14 protein-coding genes and 2 tRNA genes are annotated in these 18,684 nt (G+C 68.6%); 7 read left to right on the forward strand and 9 right to left on the reverse strand.

Going from position 1 to position 18,684, the window contains the following annotated elements; genetic code table 11:
* Positions 1-8: 8 nt before the first annotated feature.
* Together DAT35_RS52180 and DAT35_RS52185 are read right to left on the reverse strand one after the other, a co-directional pair.
* Positions 9-998 carry a DUF1295 domain-containing protein gene (locus DAT35_RS52180; RefSeq protein WP_108076980.1) on the reverse strand — a complete coding sequence of 330 codons (990 nt, stop codon included), beginning with the start codon at positions 996-998 and terminating at the stop codon, positions 9-11.
* A 25-nt stretch (positions 999-1,023) separates the two neighbouring features.
* Complete coding sequence (locus tag DAT35_RS52185) at positions 1,024-1,839, reverse strand: SDR family NAD(P)-dependent oxidoreductase (RefSeq protein ID WP_108076981.1); 816 nt, start codon at positions 1,837-1,839, stop codon at positions 1,024-1,026.
* A 105-nt stretch (positions 1,840-1,944) separates the two neighbouring features.
* Between DAT35_RS52185 and DAT35_RS59575 the strand changes: the two genes are divergently transcribed.
* From DAT35_RS59575 to DAT35_RS52205, 4 genes are all read left to right on the forward strand, one after another.
* Positions 1,945-3,090: an alpha/beta fold hydrolase gene (locus tag DAT35_RS59575; RefSeq protein WP_158502249.1), complete on the forward strand. Its 1,146-nt coding sequence runs from the start codon at positions 1,945-1,947 to the stop codon at positions 3,088-3,090.
* A 258-nt stretch (positions 3,091-3,348) separates the two neighbouring features.
* Positions 3,349-6,405 carry an NAD(P)-binding protein gene (locus DAT35_RS52195; RefSeq protein ID WP_158502251.1) on the forward strand — a complete coding sequence of 1,019 codons (3,057 nt, stop codon included), beginning with the start codon at positions 3,349-3,351 and terminating at the stop codon, positions 6,403-6,405.
* Between the two features lie 89 nt (positions 6,406-6,494).
* On the forward strand, positions 6,495-7,061 hold the full coding sequence (locus DAT35_RS52200) for a DUF1801 domain-containing protein (protein WP_108076983.1): 567 nt from the start codon (positions 6,495-6,497) through the stop codon (positions 7,059-7,061).
* A gap of 6 nt (positions 7,062-7,067) precedes the next feature.
* Positions 7,068-7,661: a hypothetical protein gene (locus tag DAT35_RS52205; protein WP_108076984.1), complete on the forward strand. Its 594-nt coding sequence runs from the start codon at positions 7,068-7,070 to the stop codon at positions 7,659-7,661.
* A 53-nt stretch (positions 7,662-7,714) separates the two neighbouring features.
* Here DAT35_RS52205 and DAT35_RS52210 read toward each other — a convergent pair whose 3' ends face one another.
* The 5 genes from DAT35_RS52210 to DAT35_RS52230 are packed head-to-tail and all read right to left on the reverse strand — an operon-like array spanning position 7,715 to position 14,525.
* Positions 7,715-8,446, reverse strand: a complete 732-nt coding sequence (locus tag DAT35_RS52210; protein ID WP_146210233.1) for a hypothetical protein — start codon at positions 8,444-8,446, stop codon at positions 7,715-7,717.
* 60 nt (positions 8,447-8,506) lie between these two features.
* Positions 8,507-11,212: a cation-translocating P-type ATPase gene (locus DAT35_RS62260; protein WP_108076986.1), complete on the reverse strand. Its 2,706-nt coding sequence runs from the start codon at positions 11,210-11,212 to the stop codon at positions 8,507-8,509.
* Positions 11,213-11,226: 14 nt separating this feature from the next.
* Positions 11,227-12,210: a VWA domain-containing protein gene (locus DAT35_RS52220; protein ID WP_108076987.1), complete on the reverse strand. Its 984-nt coding sequence runs from the start codon at positions 12,208-12,210 to the stop codon at positions 11,227-11,229.
* Complete coding sequence (locus DAT35_RS52225; RefSeq protein ID WP_108076988.1) at positions 12,210-13,151, reverse strand: vWA domain-containing protein; 942 nt, start codon at positions 13,149-13,151, stop codon at positions 12,210-12,212. The genes DAT35_RS52220 and DAT35_RS52225 overlap by 1 nt, the downstream gene beginning before the upstream one ends.
* A gap of 60 nt (positions 13,152-13,211) precedes the next feature.
* Positions 13,212-14,525 (reverse strand): hypothetical protein, encoded by a 1,314-nt coding sequence (locus tag DAT35_RS52230; RefSeq protein WP_108076989.1) that lies wholly within the window; start codon positions 14,523-14,525, stop codon positions 13,212-13,214.
* Positions 14,526-14,881: 356 nt separating this feature from the next.
* On the opposite strand from DAT35_RS52230, the gene DAT35_RS52235 reads away from it, so the two are divergent.
* Entirely contained in the window at positions 14,882-15,994 is a 1,113-nt protein-coding gene (locus tag DAT35_RS52235) for a hypothetical protein (protein ID WP_146210234.1), read from the forward strand.
* A gap of 135 nt (positions 15,995-16,129) precedes the next feature.
* Here the strand turns inward: DAT35_RS52235 and DAT35_RS52240 are convergent.
* Together DAT35_RS52240 and DAT35_RS52245 are read right to left on the reverse strand one after the other, a co-directional pair.
* Positions 16,130-16,202: transfer RNA gene (locus DAT35_RS52240), tRNA-Glu, on the reverse strand.
* Between the two features lie 5 nt (positions 16,203-16,207).
* A tRNA-Lys gene (locus DAT35_RS52245) sits at positions 16,208-16,280 on the reverse strand.
* Positions 16,281-16,464: 184 nt separating this feature from the next.
* On the opposite strand from DAT35_RS52245, the gene greB reads away from it, so the two are divergent.
* Together greB and DAT35_RS52255 are read left to right on the forward strand one after the other, a co-directional pair.
* Entirely contained in the window at positions 16,465-17,037 is a 573-nt protein-coding gene (gene greB, locus DAT35_RS52250; protein ID WP_108076991.1) for a transcription elongation factor GreB, read from the forward strand.
* Between the two features lie 315 nt (positions 17,038-17,352).
* A complete protein-coding gene (locus DAT35_RS52255; protein ID WP_108076992.1) occupies positions 17,353-18,672 on the forward strand; it encodes a PhoH family protein in 1,320 nt (439 codons plus the stop codon).
* The last annotated feature ends 12 nt before the right edge of the window (positions 18,673-18,684 follow it).

Genomic DNA, 18,684 nt, shown 5'->3' on the forward strand with positions numbered 1-18,684 from the left:
GACAACCATCAGCCCGGCTGCTGCGTCCGTGACGACTCCTGCGCGGGATGCAGGTCGAGCGACCCACGCGGCCACAGCGGGAGAAGGCGCGACGTCACGCGCTGGTATTGACGGTAGGCCGGGTACTTGCGAATCGAGAGAGCCTCGGTCAGCACCGTCGAGCCCTGGAAGAGCAGCGTCAACAGGACGGGTCCCACCCAGGTCCAGTTCAGCGCGGGCGCCCCCGCCAGCCAAGTGAAGCAGCCGATGACCCACCACATGCTCATCTCGCAGAAGAAGTTCAGGTGGCGCGAGTAGCGGAACACGCCCGTCGTGAGAAACCCGCGTGCGAGGTCGCCACCAGCCCGTGTGCGCTCCTCGGGTGACAGACGCGCCTTGTGCTGCTGAAAGCGCCACTGCTGCTCGTCGGTGAGGGTCTCGCCCGCGAGGAACGCGAGGAATGCGATGGCGGCGAGGATGTCCCCGGCGCCGAGCGCGACGCCGTGTCCCAGCCCGTGCACGACGAACGCGGCGGGGATGATGAGCAGTCCGATGAGAAGGTGCTGGTAGACGGCGATGAAGAGCAGGCTGAAGAGCTCGCGTCCGAGCGGATGCAGCGGATCATGCTTCGCCAGCCAGTCACGTACGAAGGCCCAGCGATAATCCTCCTCGGTGGGGATGTAGCCACCCTTGCGCGCGAAGTTGAACGTGAGCCGTGCGCCCCAGAGCGTCGCGAGCACGGCCATGAGCACGAGCCGCGGATTGGGCCTGTCACCCCAGAGGGCGAAGATCCACGCGTAGACGGGAGGCATCACGGACCAGAGGCGGTCGACCCAGGAGTAGTTGCCGGTCGCGGCCTGCAACACCCAGCACAGCAGCGTCACCGCCCCGAGCAGGGCGACCGCCGCGGTGAGGGGCGTCGCGGTCAGGCCCTCCCAGGACAAGTGGATGGCCGAGAGCTGTTGCCATGCGGCTTGGAGGGAAACATCGATCGAGGTGGCGGAAGTCGGAGTGGGCATGGTTGCCCCACTCATATTCCGGGCGTCACGCGGATGCGAGCAGACGCGCGGTGGTGTCCCGTACCGCGCGCCGGGTGGCCTCGTTCTCGGCGACGGCGGGCCATGGCTGCTCGTTCTCCTCGATGAGCCAGCGGGCCTCTCCAGGAGGAGACCAACGCTCGCGCGAGAGAATCCGCGCGAGCCGTGCGGCGCACACCTCGGGGGCTTCCCAGCCGCGCTTCACGAGCGACAGGAGCCAGCCGAGGAGTCCCGTGCGGGCCCCGAGGTCCGTGCGCACCACACCGGGGTGGAGGATGACGACATCGAGCTCCGGCCGAGCGGCGGCGAGGTCGCGCATGGCGAGGGCGAAGCAGAGCTTGGTGGTGCAGTAGGTGCGGATGCCGGAGAAGTCGTCGCCGGTGGGGGTGCGGTTGGAGTCGAAGAGCCCCTTCACGATCAAGCCGGCGCTCACCACCATGATGCGGCGCAGGCGCCCGGCGTCGAGCAGTGCCTGCTGCATGACGAGGGGCGCCAGGTGGTTGACGACGAATGCGGTCTCGAGGCCATCCGCCGTGAGGACCCGCTTCGTTGGCCACAGCCCGGCATTGTGGATGAGTGTCGCGCCGGGAGTGACGGCCTCGGCGAGGCGCTGTCCGAGGGCCCGGGCCTCGGCCACCGACGAGAGGTCACCTGGCACCGCGGTGGCGCGGCCGCCCTTCTGTTCGACGGCGGTGACGAGCTCGTCGAGGCGGGCGCGGTCGCGGGCGACGAGGACGAGACGATCTTCACGCCGCTCGGCGAGGGCAAGGGCCAGGGCGTGACCAATACCGCGGGAAGCACCGGTGAGTATCAAGTCAGCCATGACCAGAGCCTGACAGGCCGGGCTCCGAAGTGGAAGCTCACGAATGCGGGACTGGGTACATGTCGAGGATTGCGCTAGGCACTGTCTTCAACAATGGAGAATGACATGCTGGCACGCACGTGGCGCGGGGTGACGAAGGCGGAGGACGCCGACGCCTATCTGGCCTACCTCCATCAGACCGGCCTCGCTCACTATCGGAACACGCCGGGCAACCTCGCGGCCTACTGCCTGCGGCGCATCGCGGAGGGACGCGCGGAGTTCCTGCTCGTCACCCTCTGGGAGTCGATGGACGCGGTGCGGCGCTTCGCGGGTGACACCCCGGAGCGTGCCGTCTTCTTCCCCGAGGACGATCGCTACCTCATCGACCGAGACCTGCACGTCACCCACTACGAGGTCCCCTTCGCCGAGGGGATCGCCTTCACGGGCGGCGGCACCGGGCCCCGGCTGGAGTCCTTCCAGGTGCCGGGTCCGGCGGGAGACCTGCGGCTCCTCGACACCGGCGGGGGACGTGACGATGCGCTGCCGGTTGTCTTCGTCCACGGGCTCGCGGGGAATGCGTCGCATTGGCAGGCGCAGTGCGAGCACCTGGCCGCATCGGGGCGCCGGGCGATTGCCCTGGAGCTGCGTGGCCATGGAGGCTCGGAGGCGCCGGCCCACGAGGACTACGCGCTGACGTCTCTCGCGGATGACATCGCGGCCGTCGTGCGGGCCCTGGACCTGCGCCGCTTCGTCCTCGTGGGCCACAGCATCGGGGCCGGCGTCGCGCTGGCGTACGCGGGCGACCACCGGAAGCAGGTTGCCGGCCTGTTCCTCGTGGATCCCATGACCAACGCCCGGATGCTCCCCGAGGCCCAGGTGCGGTCCTACCTGGACTCGCTGGATGCCCCCGACGTCGCGCGGGTGTTGAGGGAGGACTGGGCGGAGATGGCCGGGCCCCAAGCCGCCATACGCGAGCGGCTTCTGCGCGACCTGGAGGCCACGCCGATCGATGCCGTGGTGGGCGTGCACCGCTCGCGCGTGCACTTCGATCTACAGGCCGCGCTCGCCCGCTATCCGGGGCCGAAGTTCTCGCTCGTCATCGCGGAGAATGACGGGCCGCGCAGCCTGCACCGGCTGGGCGGTGGCGTGCCGCACCAGGTGATCGAAGGCTCCGGCCACTGGATCCAGCTCGATCGCCCGGACGCGGTGAACCAGTCACTGGAGCGGTTCCTGTCACACGTCGAAGGGGCCCGCGGTGGCGAGGACCGTTAGGAGGTTGAACAGATCACGCAGACGGGCCAGGGCGTGGCTGGCCGCCGGTTGGGCCAGCCCGAGTCGATGAGTTGGGGGGAGATCACTGTCGCGTACATTCCTCTCATCAGCCTCGTCTCAGAGAACTGTGCGCCCCTTCACGCTCTAGGAGCAGGCATGCGTGCAGGGCGGGGAGCGAATCTCACACAATCCATACCAGCCCCTCTCCTGGCTATGCGTTTTTCGACACTTCCTCTCTCGTTTGGGAAATTCATTGCCATGCACCCACCTTCGCATCGCTCCACCACGGGCAGAACCACGCCCCGTCGCGAGAAGATTGCCATTCTGGGTGGAGGCATGGCCTCGCTCTCGGCCGCCTTCGCCTTGACGGACACGGCAGCGCTCCGAGAGCGCTACGAGCTCACCGTCTACCAGGACGGATGGCTGCTCGGAGGAAAGGGCGCGAGCGTACGCAACCGGGACGCGCACGGACGCATCGAGGAGCATGGCCTGCATGTCTGGCTCGGGTATTACGAGAACGCCTTCACGTTGCTGCGCCGCTGCTATGAGGAGCTCGGCCGTCCACCTGGCGCCGCGATGCGCACGTTGCGCGACGCCTTCATCAAGCACAGCGCCATCGTCGTCGGCGAGCAGACCCCGCGAGGCTGGGATCACTGGAGCGTCAACTTCCCCGAGAGCGATGAGTGGCCCGGTGACGGGCGCCCGCTGCCGGGCCCCACGGAGTCGATCCGCCGCGCCACAGTGCAGGTGCTCCGGTATGCGATGGACTGGTGGAACCAGAGGCGAGGTGTCCTGCCCGGGGTCGACGATGTGGCCGGGCAGCTCCGTGGCTTGCTCAAGCACGTGCTCACGATCCAGGCGTCGCTGCTGGTCGGCAAGGCGGCGCGCGCCCTCGCGGACAGTGTGCGGTCCCTGCTCGACCGGCTTCGGGCCCTGGCTCGGCGCGACCTCGAGGCCGACGTCCACCTGCGGCGCCTGTGGGTCGTCCTCGAGTTCAGCACTGTCGCCTTGATCGGCATCCTACGCGGCGGCGTCTTCGGACCGGCCGATGAGTTCGAGGCGCTCGACGAGCTCGACTTCAGCGATTGGCTGCGCAAGCACGGTGCTTCCGAGATGACGGTGTCCAGCGGGCTGATCCGCGCCTTCTACCACCTGGCTTTCTGCGACGGTGCCGGTGCGGGCGCGGGCCTCGCCCTGCTCGGAATGATCCGGATGTTCACGTGCTACCGTGGCGCCATCTTCTACAAGATGCGCGCGGGCATGGGCGAGACCGTCTTCGCGCCCTTGTACGAGGTGCTGCGGCGGCGCGGCGTCCGTTTCGAGTTCTTCCACCGCGTGGAGAGGCTCGAGCTCTCCACCGACCAGCGGCGCGTCGAGCGCATCGTCATCGGCCGGCAGGCGACCCCCCGAGCCGGCGAGTATCACCCGCTGATCGATGTCGGGGGGCTGCCGTGCTGGCCCGAGCAACCCCTCTATGACCAGCTCGTCGAGGGCGAGGCGCTCGCTCGCCATGGCGCGAAGCTCGCCTCCTTCTGGAGCAACTGGCCCCACGTCGGGCAACGCACGCTGCACCTGGGCGAGGACTTCCAGCATGTCGTGCTCGGGATCTCCCTCGGAGCGCTTCCGTTCATTGCCTCGGAGCTCATCGCGGCGAGCCCGAGGTGGCAGCGCATGGTCGAGCACGTCAAGACGGTGCGCACGGTGTCGATGCAGCTCTGGGTGACCACGCCCATCGGGCAGCTCGCCTCGAACGCGGACGCGCCCGTCACGACCGCCTATCAGGTGCCGCTCGAGACCTGGGCGGACATGTCGCATCTCATCCCGATCGAGGGCTGGAAGGAGCGCGACGGTGTGCGGGGCATCCTCTACGCCTGCGGTCAGCTCGGGAATGGTGATGAACCGGTCTCCGCGAGTGATCCACGAGCCGGCGACCGCTCGGCGCTGGAGGGAGTCGCACGCGGCTTTCTCGAGGAGCACCTGGGACACATCTGGCCGGGCGGTGCGGACCCGAGCGGGAGTCTACAGTGGGAGGGGCTCTTCGATCCGGAAGGGCGCACCGGGCCCGAGCGCTTGCGCGCCCAATACCTGCGCGTCAACGCGGAGCCTTCGGACCGCTACGTGCTGTCACTGCCAGGTTCGCAGAAGCACCGCATCGCCCCCGATGAGTCAGGGTTCGAGGGACTCGTGCTGGCCGGCGACTGGACTCGGACGGGCTATGACCTTGGCTGCATCGAGGCGGCCACGATGTCCGGACTGATGGCGGCGAAGGCGCTCGGTGCGCCCGTGTCTCTCGTTGGCGAGGTTCCTCGGCGGCGTGCCGGGCCCGCGGTCGCGCTGCCGCGCTATGTCGACCGTCCGGGCGAGATGGCACTCCGCTCGCCCTATGTGATGGAAGAAGTCTCGATGACCGCGCTCGTGCTGCGGGCCCGGCGGGACGCCCTGGGCGCGTTGCTCGATCGGTACTTGAACGTCCCCGCGCGAGGGCACGTCCGCTACGTGCCCGCGGCCCCTTTCGTCGTGCTCGCCGCTGCCTTCGCCGGGCGCGCGTTCTCGGGCGATCCCGAGCACCGTCGCCTGGGCTACATGCCCGAGACCGATGTGGCCTTCTGGGTGCCAGCCTGGGCCATGCGCTCTGGGAAGAGGGGGCTGATCCCCGAGCGGCTGGTCTGGTTCCTGCCACACGTCTTCGTCTCGACGGGCGCCGCCGCGGCCGCCGGGCGAGAGATCTACGGCTTTCCCAAGAGCGTGGTGGAGACGGAGGTACGCCGCTCGGGACACGCGCTTGATTACCTTTCGGTGGTGGGTGAGGTCCTCGAACGGAACACACCCGAGACGTGTGGCACCCGGGCCCGCATTCTCGAAGTGGCACGGAGCCATGCTTCCCCGGGCCCGTTGCGCTCCGTTGCCGAGGTGATCGGGGAGGTCGTCCGGCCGCTCGATCCATCGGGCGAGTGGGCTTCGTCGATCGCGCGGAGCTTCACCGCGAACGAGGTGACGATCGCGTTCCTGAAGCAGTTCCGCGACGTGCAGCACACCGATCGTGCCTGCTATCAGGCCATCATCGAGGCGAAGGCGGCCGTACAGACCCTGCGGGGGTATGGCCCAATCCCTGGAACGTTCCAGGTGAGCTGGGGCGATCACGCCAGCCACCCCTTCACGACCGATCTCGGCCTCGAGCCTGGGGGTCAGGCGGCCATCGCGGCCACCTGGGTCGACTTCGATTTCGTCATGGAGTCCGGGCGCGAGATCTTCCGAGCTGATGGGGGAGTGTCCTCCGCCTCCGAGGAGGAGCGTGCCCTGTCGAAGGCCGGATAGGCGACGGGGCGGTAGGGGACACGGCCTGTGCGAGCACTGCTTCGCTTGCCTTGCTGCGTCCCTGCTGCTCGGCCGCTACACTCGCGGCAATGCAGAGCAAAGCCACCACCGTCGATCAGTATCTCGCCTCGCTTCCGGAGGACCGCCGTGCGGCGATCTCCGCCGTGCGCAACGTCATCCTCGAGAACCTCGATGAGCAATACGAGGAGGGCATGCAGTACGGGATGATCGGCTACTACGTCCCGCACAAGGTGTTCCCCTCGGGCTACCACTGTGATCCGAAGCAGCCGCTGCCGTTCGCGTCGCTGGCCTCGCAGAAGAGCCATATGGCCGTCTATCTGATGTGCGTCTATGGCCAGCCGGAGCAGGAGAAGTGGTTCCGCGAGGCGTGGGCGAAGACGGGCAAGAAGCTCGACATGGGCAAGTCGTGCGTGCGCTTCAAGAAGCTCGAGGACGTCGCGCTCGACGTGATCGGCGAGGCCGTCCGCCGTGCGCCCGCGAAGGCATACATCGCGCACTACGAGTCCGTGATTCGGCCACCGGGGAAGAAGAAGGCGCCGGGCGCCGCGAAGAGCAAGCCAGTCGCGAAGAAGAAGCTGGCGGCGAAGAAGAAACCGGCGGCGAAGAAGAAACCGGCGGCGAAGAAGCGCGCGTAACAACTCATGTCGTCCAAAGTCCTCTCGTCGCTCGCGATGGCCGATGTCCGGTGCGTGCTCGCCCTGCTCGGGGACGCTGGCGCGCGAGCGGAACTGGGTGACGCGGTGCCCCCCGTCCTCCCCGCGCTGTGGCACTCCCTGGAGGCCCAGCGCTTCTGGAAGCGGGTCCTCCATCATGTGGGCAAGGGTCCGGTGCTGAGGGCCATGGCGGCACTCGCCCGCCGTGCACTCCCGGTCTACCAGTCGGGCACCCCGGGCGCCTCGAACCAGGGCGGCCGCTTCATCCACGGGGAGGAGGGCATGAGGCTGCTCTCCGAAACCCTGGTCGCGGTGGAGTCCTGGGGGCGCTGTCCTTGCCGGACACACCGTGAGCAGGTGCTCCAGTGCAAGAGGGATTGGTCCGCACTGGAGTTCGGTCACCACGCCGCCGCACGCAGCGTGGTGGAGCTGGTGCGCTGGATGTGGAACGTGGCGCTGGCGCCGCGGCGTTTCGAGCGCGACGCCATGACGGGGCTCTTCTCGGCAACCGTTGCTCTACCTGGTGCGGACGTGGACGCGCTGGTGCGAGTGGAACTGTGCGAGGCCCTCCGTGCCAACTAGGCGGCACGGGCCGTGTAGTTCACGGGAAGAACCAGGAAGGGTGCGCACTCACCTCAGGGCTGTGCTCTCGCGCCTCGACTGCTTTCATCCTGCCGACGGAGGACGAGCGCGTAATCCGGCTGTTCGAGCGCCATGCTTCGTTTCACCTGGCGCGCCCGGCGGTAGGCAGGCAGTCGCGTCGACGCGAGCATGACGAGCAACACGATGGCTGCGAACGGCAGCACCATCGTTGCCCAGGAGCGCAAGCTCAGGACGAACATCAACACCGTGGCGACGGCGAGGAGCACACCGCCGACGGGCAAGAGCACGTTGATCGCAGCGTGGGCCCGCCGCTCGGCGTGGGTGAGGCGGTGGTTCAGCAGGTCCTCGTGGTAGCCCTCGGGATATGCGAGCTCGTACAGCTCGAAACCGTAGGTGCCTGCGGGCACATCGGACGACTGGCCCATGTGCGGGTGCTTCTTCAGGAACGCGTCGTCATCCCGGAACACGTACTCGATGCCGGCGAAGTAGAGCCGCCCGCCGGGAATCTGGAACGCCGGGAGCTGCGCGAGGGGCTGTGCGTGCGGGCGGAGGTCGGACGGCATCGCCTTGTCGACCCACAATCCGAGTGTGTAGGAACCATCCGCTCCCGTCTCCCACCGGTATAGCCTGCCGGCGGCCGCCAACTCATCGAGCGCTGCCGGCGGGTCCTCGCGGAGCCGGCCATCGAAGTCGCCGGGCATGGCGGCGGGATCGAAGATGCACAACCCGGCCGCGTCGGTGCCGGCTGAAAGCGACCGTTGCATAGGGGGCAAGGTACCACGGGGCCGCGACCGTCTGGCCCCGTGCAGGACGAATGCGCCCGTCTATCCGGCGGTGGGCTGGATGCCCGCAGTGGGCTCGAGGGCGGGTGCCGGAGTGCGAGGCCGGAAGGCGAGCAGCCGGAGGCCGTTGAAGACGACGAGCAGCGTGCTGCCTTCGTGGAGCACCACGGCCTGGGAGATCTTCGTCAGGCCGAGCACCGCGGCGACGATGAGCACCGCGCTCACCCCGAGCGCGATGACGAGGTTCTGCCGCATCACCCCGGTGGCCTTCCGGGCGAGCTCCAGCGCGAAGGGCAGGCGGGAGAGGTCGTCGCTCATCAGCACCACATCGGCCGTCTCCAGCGCGGCGTCCGAGCCGGCACCACCCATGGCCACGCCCACCGCGGCGGCGGCAAGCGCCGGAGCGTCGTTGACACCGTCGCCCACCATGGCCACCGCGCGCTCGCGGCCCAGCTCCTTCACGGCCGTCACCTTGTCCGCGGGCATCAGCGGGGCGCGTGCTTCATCCAGGCCTACCTGTGCGGCGATGGAGCGGGCCACGCGCGCGTTGTCGCCGGACAGCATCACCGTGCGCTCGATGCCGGCCTCCTTCAGCGTCTGGATGACCTGGCGCGCGCCGCCGCGCAGCGTGTCCGCCACGCCCAGCACTCCCAGGTAGCGCCCCGCCCGGCGCACCACCATCGTGGTCTGCCCGGCCTCCTCCAGCTTGTGCACCTCGGCGGCGATGTCCTCCGGCACCGCCTCACCCTCGAAGAGCGCGAGGCTGCCGACCTCCACCGGCTCCTCGCCCACCTTCGCGCGGATGCCCTTGCCGTGGATGGCTTCCAGATCCCTTCCGGCGGGCGCGGAGATGTGCTGCTCGGTGGCGGCGTCCACCACCGCGCGCGCGAGCGGGTGCGCGGAGAGCGACTCGACGGCGGCGGCGGTGCCCAGCAACTCCTCGCGGGAGACGCCCGCCGCCGGGGTCGTGGTGAGCAACCGGGGCCGCCCCACGGTGAGGGTTCCCGTCTTGTCGAAGGCAATGGCGCGGATGCCGCCGAGCAGCTCCAGTGAGAGGCCACCCTTGATGAGCACGCCACCCCGTGCCGCCGCCGCCACCGCGGACAGCACGGCGGAAGGCGTGGAGATGGCCAGCGCACACGGCGAGGCGGCCACGAGCAGCGCCACCGCCCGGAGGATGGCTTGCTGCAGAGGCGTGCCCGTGAGCACGAGCACCACCGGGAACACCACGGCAGTCCCCATCACGAGCGGCGCGAAGGTGCGCTCCATCCGCTGGGCGAAGCGCTGCCGGCGGCCCTTCTGTGCCTCGGCCTGCGCCACCATGTCCACCACGCGCGCCAGCACCGACTCCGAGGAGACGCGTGTCACCTCCACCTCCAGCGCGGCCTCGCAGTTGATGGTGCCGGAGAACACCTCGTCCCCCGGCTTTTTCGCGACGGGGATGGACTCTCCGGTGATGGCCGCCTGGTCGAGCGAGCTCTTGCCTTCGCGGATGATGCCGTCGAGCGGGATGCGGTCGCCGGGGCGCACGACGACGCGCTCGCCGCGCTGCACGTTGGCCACGGGGAGCTCGACGAGGTCGTTGCCGCGACGGACGCGTGCCACCTCGGGGCGCAGCTTGCCCAGGGCCTCGATGGAGCGGCGCGCCCGATCCATGGCCCGGTGCTCCAGCGCATGGCCCGCGCTGAAGAGGAAGAGGAGGAATGCGCCCTCGAACCATGCACCGAGCACCGCGGCGCCCAGGGCCGCCACCACCATCATCGTCTCGATGTCGATGCGCAGCTGGCGGATGGACTGCACCGAGCCGCGGATGGCGAAGAAGCCGCCACTCGCCATGGAGACGGCCCAGAGGGCAGTGGGCACCCAGGCGGGCGCGGTGAAGAGCTTCTCCACGGCGAGGCCCACGGCGAGCAGTACGCCGGAGACGACTACGAGCGGTAGCTCCAGCTTCGGCGCGAGGCCGCCCCCGTGCGCGTGGTGGGAGCAGACATGGCCGGCGGTGGGCACCTCCAGCGCGTACCCGAGCGACTTCACCCGGGCCTCGACGTCGTGCAGTGTCAGCGCCTGGCTGTCGTACTCGATGACCAGACGCTCGCTGGCGTACGCCACGCTCGCGGTGAGGATGCCGTTCATCTTCCCGACGCCATGCTCGATGAGCGTCGCCGCGTCGGCCGAGGCCATGCCGCGCACGAACCAGGTGAAGTGCTTGTAGCGCTCCGCCACCACCGTCCCCGTGCGCTGGGCGAGCGAGAGGAGCTGCGTCGCACTCACGAGCTCGGGCTGGTAGTGGATGCAGACCTCCGCGTGGCCGGCGTCACGGCGGAGGTGAACGTCGATGATGCCCCGGTGCGCTTCGAGCGCGGCCTCGAGCATCGCGAAGCGGCCCTGGTCGTCCGTCTCGCCTGGCAGCGTGCCCTCCAGATCCAGCTGGAGCGCGACGCCGCCGCCCTCCGCGGCCCGGTGGCCGGGAGGATGGATGCGCCGGTGCGAGTGGTCATGGCCGTGGTCGTGGCCATGCGAGCAGCCAGGGCCGTGCTCGTGGCCATGGTCGTGGTCATGAGAGCAACCAGGGCCGTGCTCGTGGCCGTGGTCATGGCCGTGCGCGTGGGCATGGTCATGACCGTGGTCGTGATCATGGGAGCAGGAGGGGCCATGCACGTGCACGGCATTGCCGTGGGCCTGCACGGTCTTGACGCTCTTGATGGTCAGCTGTCCGAACCGGGTGCCGCTCTTCTTCTGCTCCGACATGGTGGTCCTGGGTCCTAGTGGCGGTGGCCGCCGTGCTTGCGGGAGGGCGCGGGGGCAGCGGGCGCGGGAGCCTGCTGCTCGTCCTCGTCGTGGTCCTCGTCGTGATCCTCGTCGCCGTGGTCCTCGGGAATGGGCTGCGTGAACCGTTGGCCCGCCACTTCCAGGGTGAAGGCCTTGCAGGTGGCCGGCACCTCGAATTCGAGCACCGCGGGCAGCCGGCCCTCGTACGTCTTCAGGATCCTGCCCTGCTCGTCGTAGACGGTGCCGCCCGCGGCGACCGTCATCGTCTCGTCCACGAGCACCGCCACCAATTCAGCCATCTCCTCCATGCGGTCGGCGATGCGGTGGCACCAGAGGTGACCCACTCCCGGGTAGGTGGTGTGGGAGACCTCCTCCATCTGCTCCTCGTCCACCTGGTCACCCACGCCCACGAAGACGAAGTTGATGCGGGGCAGGCGGCCCGCGGCGATCTCCTTCGCCACTTGCGTGGCGTAGGCCGTCACGTCGTTGGCGTCGTTGATCTGCGAGTCGGTAATGATGACCGCGAGACCTCGCTTCGCGCCGCCCTCCTGCACCTGCTGCTTGATGTGCGCCACGAAGTCACGCAGCACGGGCAGCATCACCGTGGCCTTGCCGTAGAAGCGAGGCCCGGGGAAGCGGTAGTCCTTGGCCTGAGGGCCGGTGAGGTCGCCCACCACCTCCAGCTGGGTGCCGTCGCCCGTGGCCCAGTACGCGACGCGCACCTTGCCGTCGCGGTCCTTGTTGGCCAGGTACTCCAGCATCCACCGCATCTGTGGCTCGACCAGGTTCTTCACCGGCGCGAGCTTGGCGAGCACGCCGCGCGGGCCGTACTCGTCCTCCATACTCGCCGAGCCATCCATGTAGAGGGCCACGTCCAGGCCCTCCACCGTGGGGTCGTGCAGCAGCGTGGCCACCACCTTGGTGCCCATGCGATGGACGTCGGAGAAAGGCTTCGCGATGACTTCGTGGCCGGCCATCAGTGGTGGTCCTCCTCGCCCTCGTCGTGGTGCTCGTCCTCGTCAGGCAGCGGCTGGGTGAAGCGCTGGCCACTCACCTCCAGGGTGAAGCTCTTCGTGCCCTCGGGCACGTCGAACTCGAGGACCGCGGGCAACCGGCCCTCGTACGTCTTCAGCACCTTGCCCTTGTCGTCGTAGATGGTGCCGCCGGCGGCCACCGTCATGGTCTCGTCCACGAGCACCGCGACCAGCTCCGCCACCTGGGTGATTTCCTTGGCGATGCGGTGGCACCACAGGTGCCCCACGCCCGGGTACTCCTGGTGGGCAATCTTCTCGAGCTGCTCCTCGTCGATGCCATCGCCCACGCCTACCAGCACGAAGTTGAGGCGGGGGAGACGTCCGGCGCGGATCTCCTTGGCGACCGACTCGGAGAAGCGCTCCACTTCCTCGGCGTCATGCAGCTTGCCGTCGGTGACGATGATGGCGCAGCCACGCTTCGCGCCGTGCTTCACCTGCTCCTTGAGGTACTGCACGTAGTCGCGCAGCGCGGGCTCCAGGTAGGTGTAGCCGCCGAGATACTGGGCGCCGGGGAACTTGTACTGCTTGACGTCCGTGCCCTTCAGCTCGCCGACGACCTCGATGGCCTTGCCGTACGCGCCACAGGCCCAGTAGGCCACGCGCAGCAGGCCGTTGCGATCCTTCGTCGCCAGGTACTCCAGCATCCACTGCACCTGGGGCTCGACCTGGTTGGCGGCCTCCTTCAACGGGGCGCCCCGGATCCACTCCAGGAAGGTGCGTGAAGGACGGGTGTACTCGTACTCGTCCTTCATGCTGCCGGAGGCGTCCATGTAGATGGCCATGTCCAGGCCCTCGACGGTCGGGTCGTGCAGCAGCACCGCGCGAACGCGCCCATCCTCGAGGTGGAGATCCGAAAACGGCTCGACTGGCTTTTCGTGTCCCATCGTCTGCCTTTCTGGGTGGTGGAAACGGTATCGCCCCCGTGCGAGCCCCGCAACGGGAGGTCAGTCGTCGAAGTCGGACATCCAGTCCGGCTTCTTCTGCGGCGCGGAGGGTTTCGCCTCCGGCTGTTTGCGCACCCGGGGCACAGGCGAGCCCGGTGCGAAGTCGGAGAGCCATTCCGGCGTGCCGGAAGTTGGGGGCGAGGCCTTCTTCGCCGGAGTCGCCGCGGGGGGCGCCTGCATGCGGGTGAGCTTCGGCTTCGCACCGCCCGAGCGCTCGTGCGCGTCGAGGAAGTCCTTCATCCAGTCGCTCGGGCGCGGGGGCGCGGGCGGCGCGCGCGGGGGCAACTGCTTCGGCGCTGCGGGTGTCCGGATGATGCCCGGGTGGTGCACCGGGGCGCCGCTGCCCGCACGCACCAGGGAGCGGAGCGCGCGCTCCGTGTCGCTCGGCCAGCCAGGCAGAGAGGTGAGGGCTCGGCGCGCGAGCTCGAGGAACTCGGGCGTGGCGGCCTCGCGGGGCACCTTCACCTTGTCGCCGTGGACCCATTCCGCGATGCGGCCCATCAGCCCCGGCCTCGAGCTCTTCTGCGTGGCGATGTCGCCGTTCACCTCGTAGCCGCGCGACTCCAGCTCCGCGATGGCCATGGCGCGGCTGGGCACGGGCAGGTCCAGGGTGGTGAGCACCTCCGGGCCTCCGTGCGCGCGCGCGTCTTCTTGAAGCTGGGTGAGCACGTCGTGGAGGATGTTCGCCACCTGCGAGCCGTTGGCGGCGTGGCTCGTCTGGAGCTCGACGGGCACGGCAGGGTAGGCGAGCACCAGGCCGCGACCCTCCGCGAGGCGTTCAGCGCGGTCTCCCGGCAGGAGCGCGTGGATGCTACGCGGTGCGTCGCGGCTCTCGGCGTCCTTCACGTAGTGGAAGGCATCCGCGGCGCCGTGCACGAGGCCCGCGAGCATGTCGCCTCGCGTCACGGTGAGCTGGCCCGGCACGCGCACCACCGAGTCCCCGGGCCAGGGCCCCATGAGCGTGCCGTAGAGGTACACCGGATCATTGAGCCCCTCCGCGTCCGCCGGGTGCTCGATGAGTTCGAGGGAGAAGAAGAACAGCTCGGCCGCGGCGATGCGCCGGGGCGGGCGGCCGGAGGCGATCTCGTGGTGGGCGAGCTGCGCCTGGACCGAGGGCGGCAGCGCGTCCCGTTCGCTCGCGGGCACCACGACGAGCTGACCCACCACGTCGGTGCAGACGAACCACTCCTGCTCCCCGAGGTAGCGGGGTTCCAGTTGGAACGCGTCCACCGCGTGCGTCACGGAGGCGGCATCGGCCTTTACGGGCTCGGCGGGGCTCGCGGAGTGGGGAACGAAGAAGCGGGGAGGGCTCACGGGCAGGGGACGAGGCTCTCGCAGGCGGGTGGGGCAATCAAGAGCACGGAGGGTGAAGTCAGGGGGCCAGCACCTTCTTGCGTCCGGCGGCGGGTGGGCGCGGGAGCGTAGGAAGTCCGTGCCGACCCGGGAATGGGACGCGGTTACGCGTGGCTGCCAACGTGTTGTCTCGAGGCGCCAGCACGAGAGGCGCCTTCAGGTGAAGCCGGGGCTGAGCTTCCAGCGGCTTCCGGCCTCGGTTTGTGTGTCCCCGACGGGACTCGAACCCGTGGAGGGGGGGCCGCCTGAATCCGGCAAGCCCGCGTGTTCACCTCGGTTGGATTTCGGCGTCACAGCGGTTGTGGTGGATTCAGGGCATGCGCTCCAATTCCCTGTGGGTTGCATTGGCGTTGCTGGTGGGCTGTGTCCCGTCTCCTCACGTCAAGGCGCCTTCTCCCGAGGTTCCGGCGGCCGCACCCGTCACGAAGCCCTCGGCACCATCCGCTCCTTCGCGCTACCGGTTGGTGAGCGTCGAGGTCTTCGGCTCACGTCGTTACTCGCATGAGGAGGTGCTCGCCGCCTTCGGTGTCCCGGAGGGCCGGGACGTGGACCTGTCGGGGGGCGAACTGCTTCGTGAGGTGAAGCAGGGCAAGGAGCGCTTGCTGTCGCGCTTCGCCTTCGCACAGGTTCGCTGTGGCATCACCAACTACGAGGACACGCATACCGTGGAGGTGATGGTCAGCCTCGTGGACGTCGGGGACGAGTGGCGCCTCGACTTTGCTCCCGCTCCGGACGGTGCACCGGAGGATCCTGACGGACTGGTTGCCGCCTGGGCCGCCTACGAGGAGCAGGTCGGCGCGTTGTACCGCGCGGGGCAACTGCCCGTGGGAGACCACCCTTGCAAGGGCTTCCACTGCGGGGCGGGCTTCGATCACCCCACGCTCGCGCCCCTGGAGGTGCGCTTCATCACCGGCGTGCCCGCACACTTCGAGTCGCTGGTGAGGGTGCTGCGCACCGAGAAGGATGAATCCCGGCGCTCGCTGGTGCCCTTCCTGCTCGCTTACGGGCGGACGCGCGAAGAGGTCGCGGAAGCGCTGCTGCCTTCGCTGCGGGATTCGAGCAGCGCGGTGCGTAACAGCGCGATGCGGGTTCTCTGGCAGACGCAGCGCGGTGCCTCGAAGGCCCTGGTGCCGCTCGCGCCGGTGCTGCGCGCGTTGCATGGCCCCGCATTGACGGACCGCAACAAGGCTTCGGTCCTGCTCGGAGCGCTGGTGGAGAAGGACTCCACCTTGAGGCTCGCGGCCCTGCGGGATGCTGGACCGGTGCTGCTGGAGATGGTGGCCCTGCGGCAGCGGACGGACCGGGAAGGGGCACTGCTCGCGCTGAAAGCCCTGGCAGGGCGTGATCTGGGCGAGGACCCTCACGCGTGGAGGGTCTGGGTGGAGGAAACACTCGCCAAGGCCGGGGCTGGGGAGGCGGCCAGGAAGTAGTCCGGCCGCCATCCAGATGCTGGAGGAGGGGTGGGGGAGTCTCCGGCGTGGAGACATTCTGGAGACGAGCCGAGGCCTGAAAACACCGAGGCCGGAAACCCCTGATTGCTCAGCGGCTTCCGGCCTCGGCTTTAGTGTCCCCGACGGGATTCGAACCCGTGTTACCGGCTTGAAAGGCCAGCGTCCTGGGCCTCTAGACGACGGGGACCTCTGTGAGTCGCGGGGGGATCGAACCCCCGACCCTCGGCTTAAAAGGCCGGTGCTCTACCAGCTGAGCTAGCGACTCGCACTATTCTTTTTTGGGCTGCCCGCCGGAATCCGCAACCCCCGGCTCCGGGCGCTCTCTACCAGTAGTCGTTCCAGAGTTCTACTGGCGATCGCAGCCCCCGTCACCTGACAGCCCCCCGCCTGACGGTCCACCCCCGAGACTCCCTCCTGTCTCAACCGCTGGGAGGCGCTATACAGAGCCCATGGGTCGAGACGTCCGGAATTCCGAGGAAGCCCCCGAGGAGAACGACGAGCTGGAGCTGGAGGGTGGGGGAGACGAGGAGCAGGAGGAGAAGCCCTCCGGGCACCGCCGCTACCTCACCCGGACAGGGGCCGAGCGCATGCACAAGGAGCTGCTGCGCCTGCTGAACGAGGAGCGCCCCAAGGTCACCGCCGAGGTGTCCGCCGCCGCCGCCCAGGGGGACCGCTCGGAGAACGCCGAGTACATCTACGGCAAGAAGCGCTTGAGGGAGATCGACCGGCGCATCCGTTTCCTCCAGAAGCGCCTGGACACCGCCACCATCGTCGAGCCCTCCGAGCAGACGGACACCGAGCGCGTCTACTTCGGCGCCACCGTGACGCTCGAGGACGAGGACGGTGCCCGGGTCACCTACCAGATTGTCGGCTCGGACGAGATCGACACCGCAGGGGGCCGCATCAGCGTGGAGTCGCCCATCGCGCGGGCCCTGCTGCGCAAGAAGCGCGGGGACACCGTCGAGGTGATCCGCCCCCGGGGGGAGATCGAGTACACCCTCGTGGAGATCCGCTACACCTGACCGCAGGTGGCCCCTCCGCCGCTCGCCCTCCTGTCCGTCCCCAGGGTGTCGTCCCGTGGACATTCGGGCTGTTCGGAGGCCCGGAAGTGCCCGGCGTCCAGTGATCCCGCGTCCGGGGGGGTCTTCCGGGACTCCTCGGGTGCGCGTGTGCGTTAACCCCCGGTAGGCTTTCAAGTAGCCCCGGTGGGCTGCCTCCGTGGGAGGCCAGATCTATAATTCGGGGTAGCAGTCAGACGCAGAAGCGGTCCGTCAGTCGGAGTCCCGTCGCACGGTCGTTCCAGCGGTCGCACCCACATCGAGGTCGCGCTCCACACGATGCGAAAGAACTTCATCCTCGACACCAACGTCCTCCTCCACGACCCCCGCTCCATCTACAACTTCAAGGAACACAACGTCATCATCCCCATCTACGTCATCGAGGAGATCGATCAGTTCAAGCGCGATCTCTCCGAGCTGGGGCGTAACGCGCGTCTGGTGGCGCGCTACCTGGACTCCTTCCGGGAGGAGGGCTCGTTGAAGGACGGCGTGCGCCTGCCGCATGGGGGCGTGCTCCGGGTGTGCTTCACCGAGAGGGACCTGCCGCTCTCCATGGCGGACAGCAACCTGATGGACAACCGGATCCTCTCGGTGGCCATCGATCTGATGGAGCGCGAGCCCCAGTCCCCGGCCGTCTTCATCACCAAGGACACCAACCTGCGCATCCGCGCGGACGCGCTGGGCCTCATCGCCGAGGACTACGACGCCGAGCGCGTGGAGATCACCGAGCTGTACACCGGGTACACCGAGCGTCTGGTCCCCCGCGAGATGGTCGACCAGATGTACAGGCCCGGGGCCGAGGTGGAGATCTCCGGGCAGGAGCTGCTCTCGCCGCACCAGTTCGTGCTGCTCAAGGACGAGACCAACCCTTCGCACACCGCCATGGGGCGCTTCAACGCGTCCCGGGGCCGGGTGGTGCCGCTGCTGCGCGGCTTGAAGGAGGGGGTCTGGGGCATCCGTCCTCGCAACATGGAGCAGAGCTTCGCCCTGGATCTGGTGATGAACGACGAGATCAAGCTCGTCACCATCGTGGGCAAGGCGGGCACGGGCAAGACGCTGCTGGCGATCGCCGCGGGGCTCCACAAGGTGACCGAGGAGAGCGTGTACCAGAAGCTGCTCGTCAGCCGGCCCGTCTTCCCGCTCGGCCGGGACATCGGCTACCTGCCGGGCACCCTGGAAGAGAAGATGAACCCCTGGATGCAGCCCATCTTCGACAACGTGGAATTCCTGATGAACCTCAGTCGCGCCGACAAGAAGGCCGGCCGGGGCTACCATGAGCTCATCGACCTGGGGCTGATGGAGATCGAGGCGCTCACCTACATCCGCGGGCGCAGCATCCCCAACCAGTACATCATCATCGACGAGGCGCAGAACCTCACGCCCCACGAGGTCAAGACGATCATCACCCGTGTGGGCGACAACACGAAAATCATTCTCACCGGGGACCCGTTCCAGATAGACAACCCGTACGTGGACGCGACCAGCAACGGACTCGTGCACGTGGTCAACCGGTTCAAGAACGAGAAGATCGCGGGTCACATCACCATGGCCAAGGGCGAGCGCAGCGCCCTGGCCGAGCTCGCGGCCAACCTTCTCTAGCCCCCTGCGCCA

This window comes from Vitiosangium sp. GDMCC 1.1324 (genome assembly GCF_003044305.1).
Taxonomy (GTDB): domain Bacteria; phylum Myxococcota; class Myxococcia; order Myxococcales; family Myxococcaceae; genus Archangium.

What these genes read in the sequence shown, in the direction of transcription:
- DAT35_RS52180 (WP_108076980.1), bottom strand. Translation starts at nt 998, where the DNA reads ATGCCCACTCCGACTTCCGCCACCTCGATCGATGTTTCCCTCCAAGCC.
- DAT35_RS52185 (WP_108076981.1), bottom strand. Translation starts at nt 1,839, where the DNA reads ATGGCTGACTTGATACTCACCGGTGCTTCCCGCGGTATTGGTCACGCC.
- DAT35_RS59575 (WP_158502249.1), top strand. Translation starts at nt 1,945, where the DNA reads ATGCTGGCACGCACGTGGCGCGGGGTGACGAAGGCGGAGGACGCCGAC.
- DAT35_RS52195 (WP_158502251.1), top strand. Translation starts at nt 3,349, where the DNA reads ATGCACCCACCTTCGCATCGCTCCACCACGGGCAGAACCACGCCCCGT.
- DAT35_RS52200 (WP_108076983.1), top strand. Translation starts at nt 6,495, where the DNA reads ATGCAGAGCAAAGCCACCACCGTCGATCAGTATCTCGCCTCGCTTCCG.
- DAT35_RS52205 (WP_108076984.1), top strand. Translation starts at nt 7,068, where the DNA reads ATGTCGTCCAAAGTCCTCTCGTCGCTCGCGATGGCCGATGTCCGGTGC.
- DAT35_RS52210 (WP_146210233.1), bottom strand. Translation starts at nt 8,446, where the DNA reads ATGCAACGGTCGCTTTCAGCCGGCACCGACGCGGCCGGGTTGTGCATC.
- DAT35_RS62260 (WP_108076986.1), bottom strand. Translation starts at nt 11,212, where the DNA reads ATGTCGGAGCAGAAGAAGAGCGGCACCCGGTTCGGACAGCTGACCATC.
- DAT35_RS52220 (WP_108076987.1), bottom strand. Translation starts at nt 12,210, where the DNA reads ATGGCCGGCCACGAAGTCATCGCGAAGCCTTTCTCCGACGTCCATCGC.
- DAT35_RS52225 (WP_108076988.1), bottom strand. Translation starts at nt 13,151, where the DNA reads ATGGGACACGAAAAGCCAGTCGAGCCGTTTTCGGATCTCCACCTCGAG.
- DAT35_RS52235 (WP_146210234.1), top strand. Translation starts at nt 14,882, where the DNA reads ATGCGCTCCAATTCCCTGTGGGTTGCATTGGCGTTGCTGGTGGGCTGT.
- greB (WP_108076991.1), top strand. Translation starts at nt 16,465, where the DNA reads ATGGGTCGAGACGTCCGGAATTCCGAGGAAGCCCCCGAGGAGAACGAC.
- DAT35_RS52255 (WP_108076992.1), top strand. Translation starts at nt 17,353, where the DNA reads ATGCGAAAGAACTTCATCCTCGACACCAACGTCCTCCTCCACGACCCC.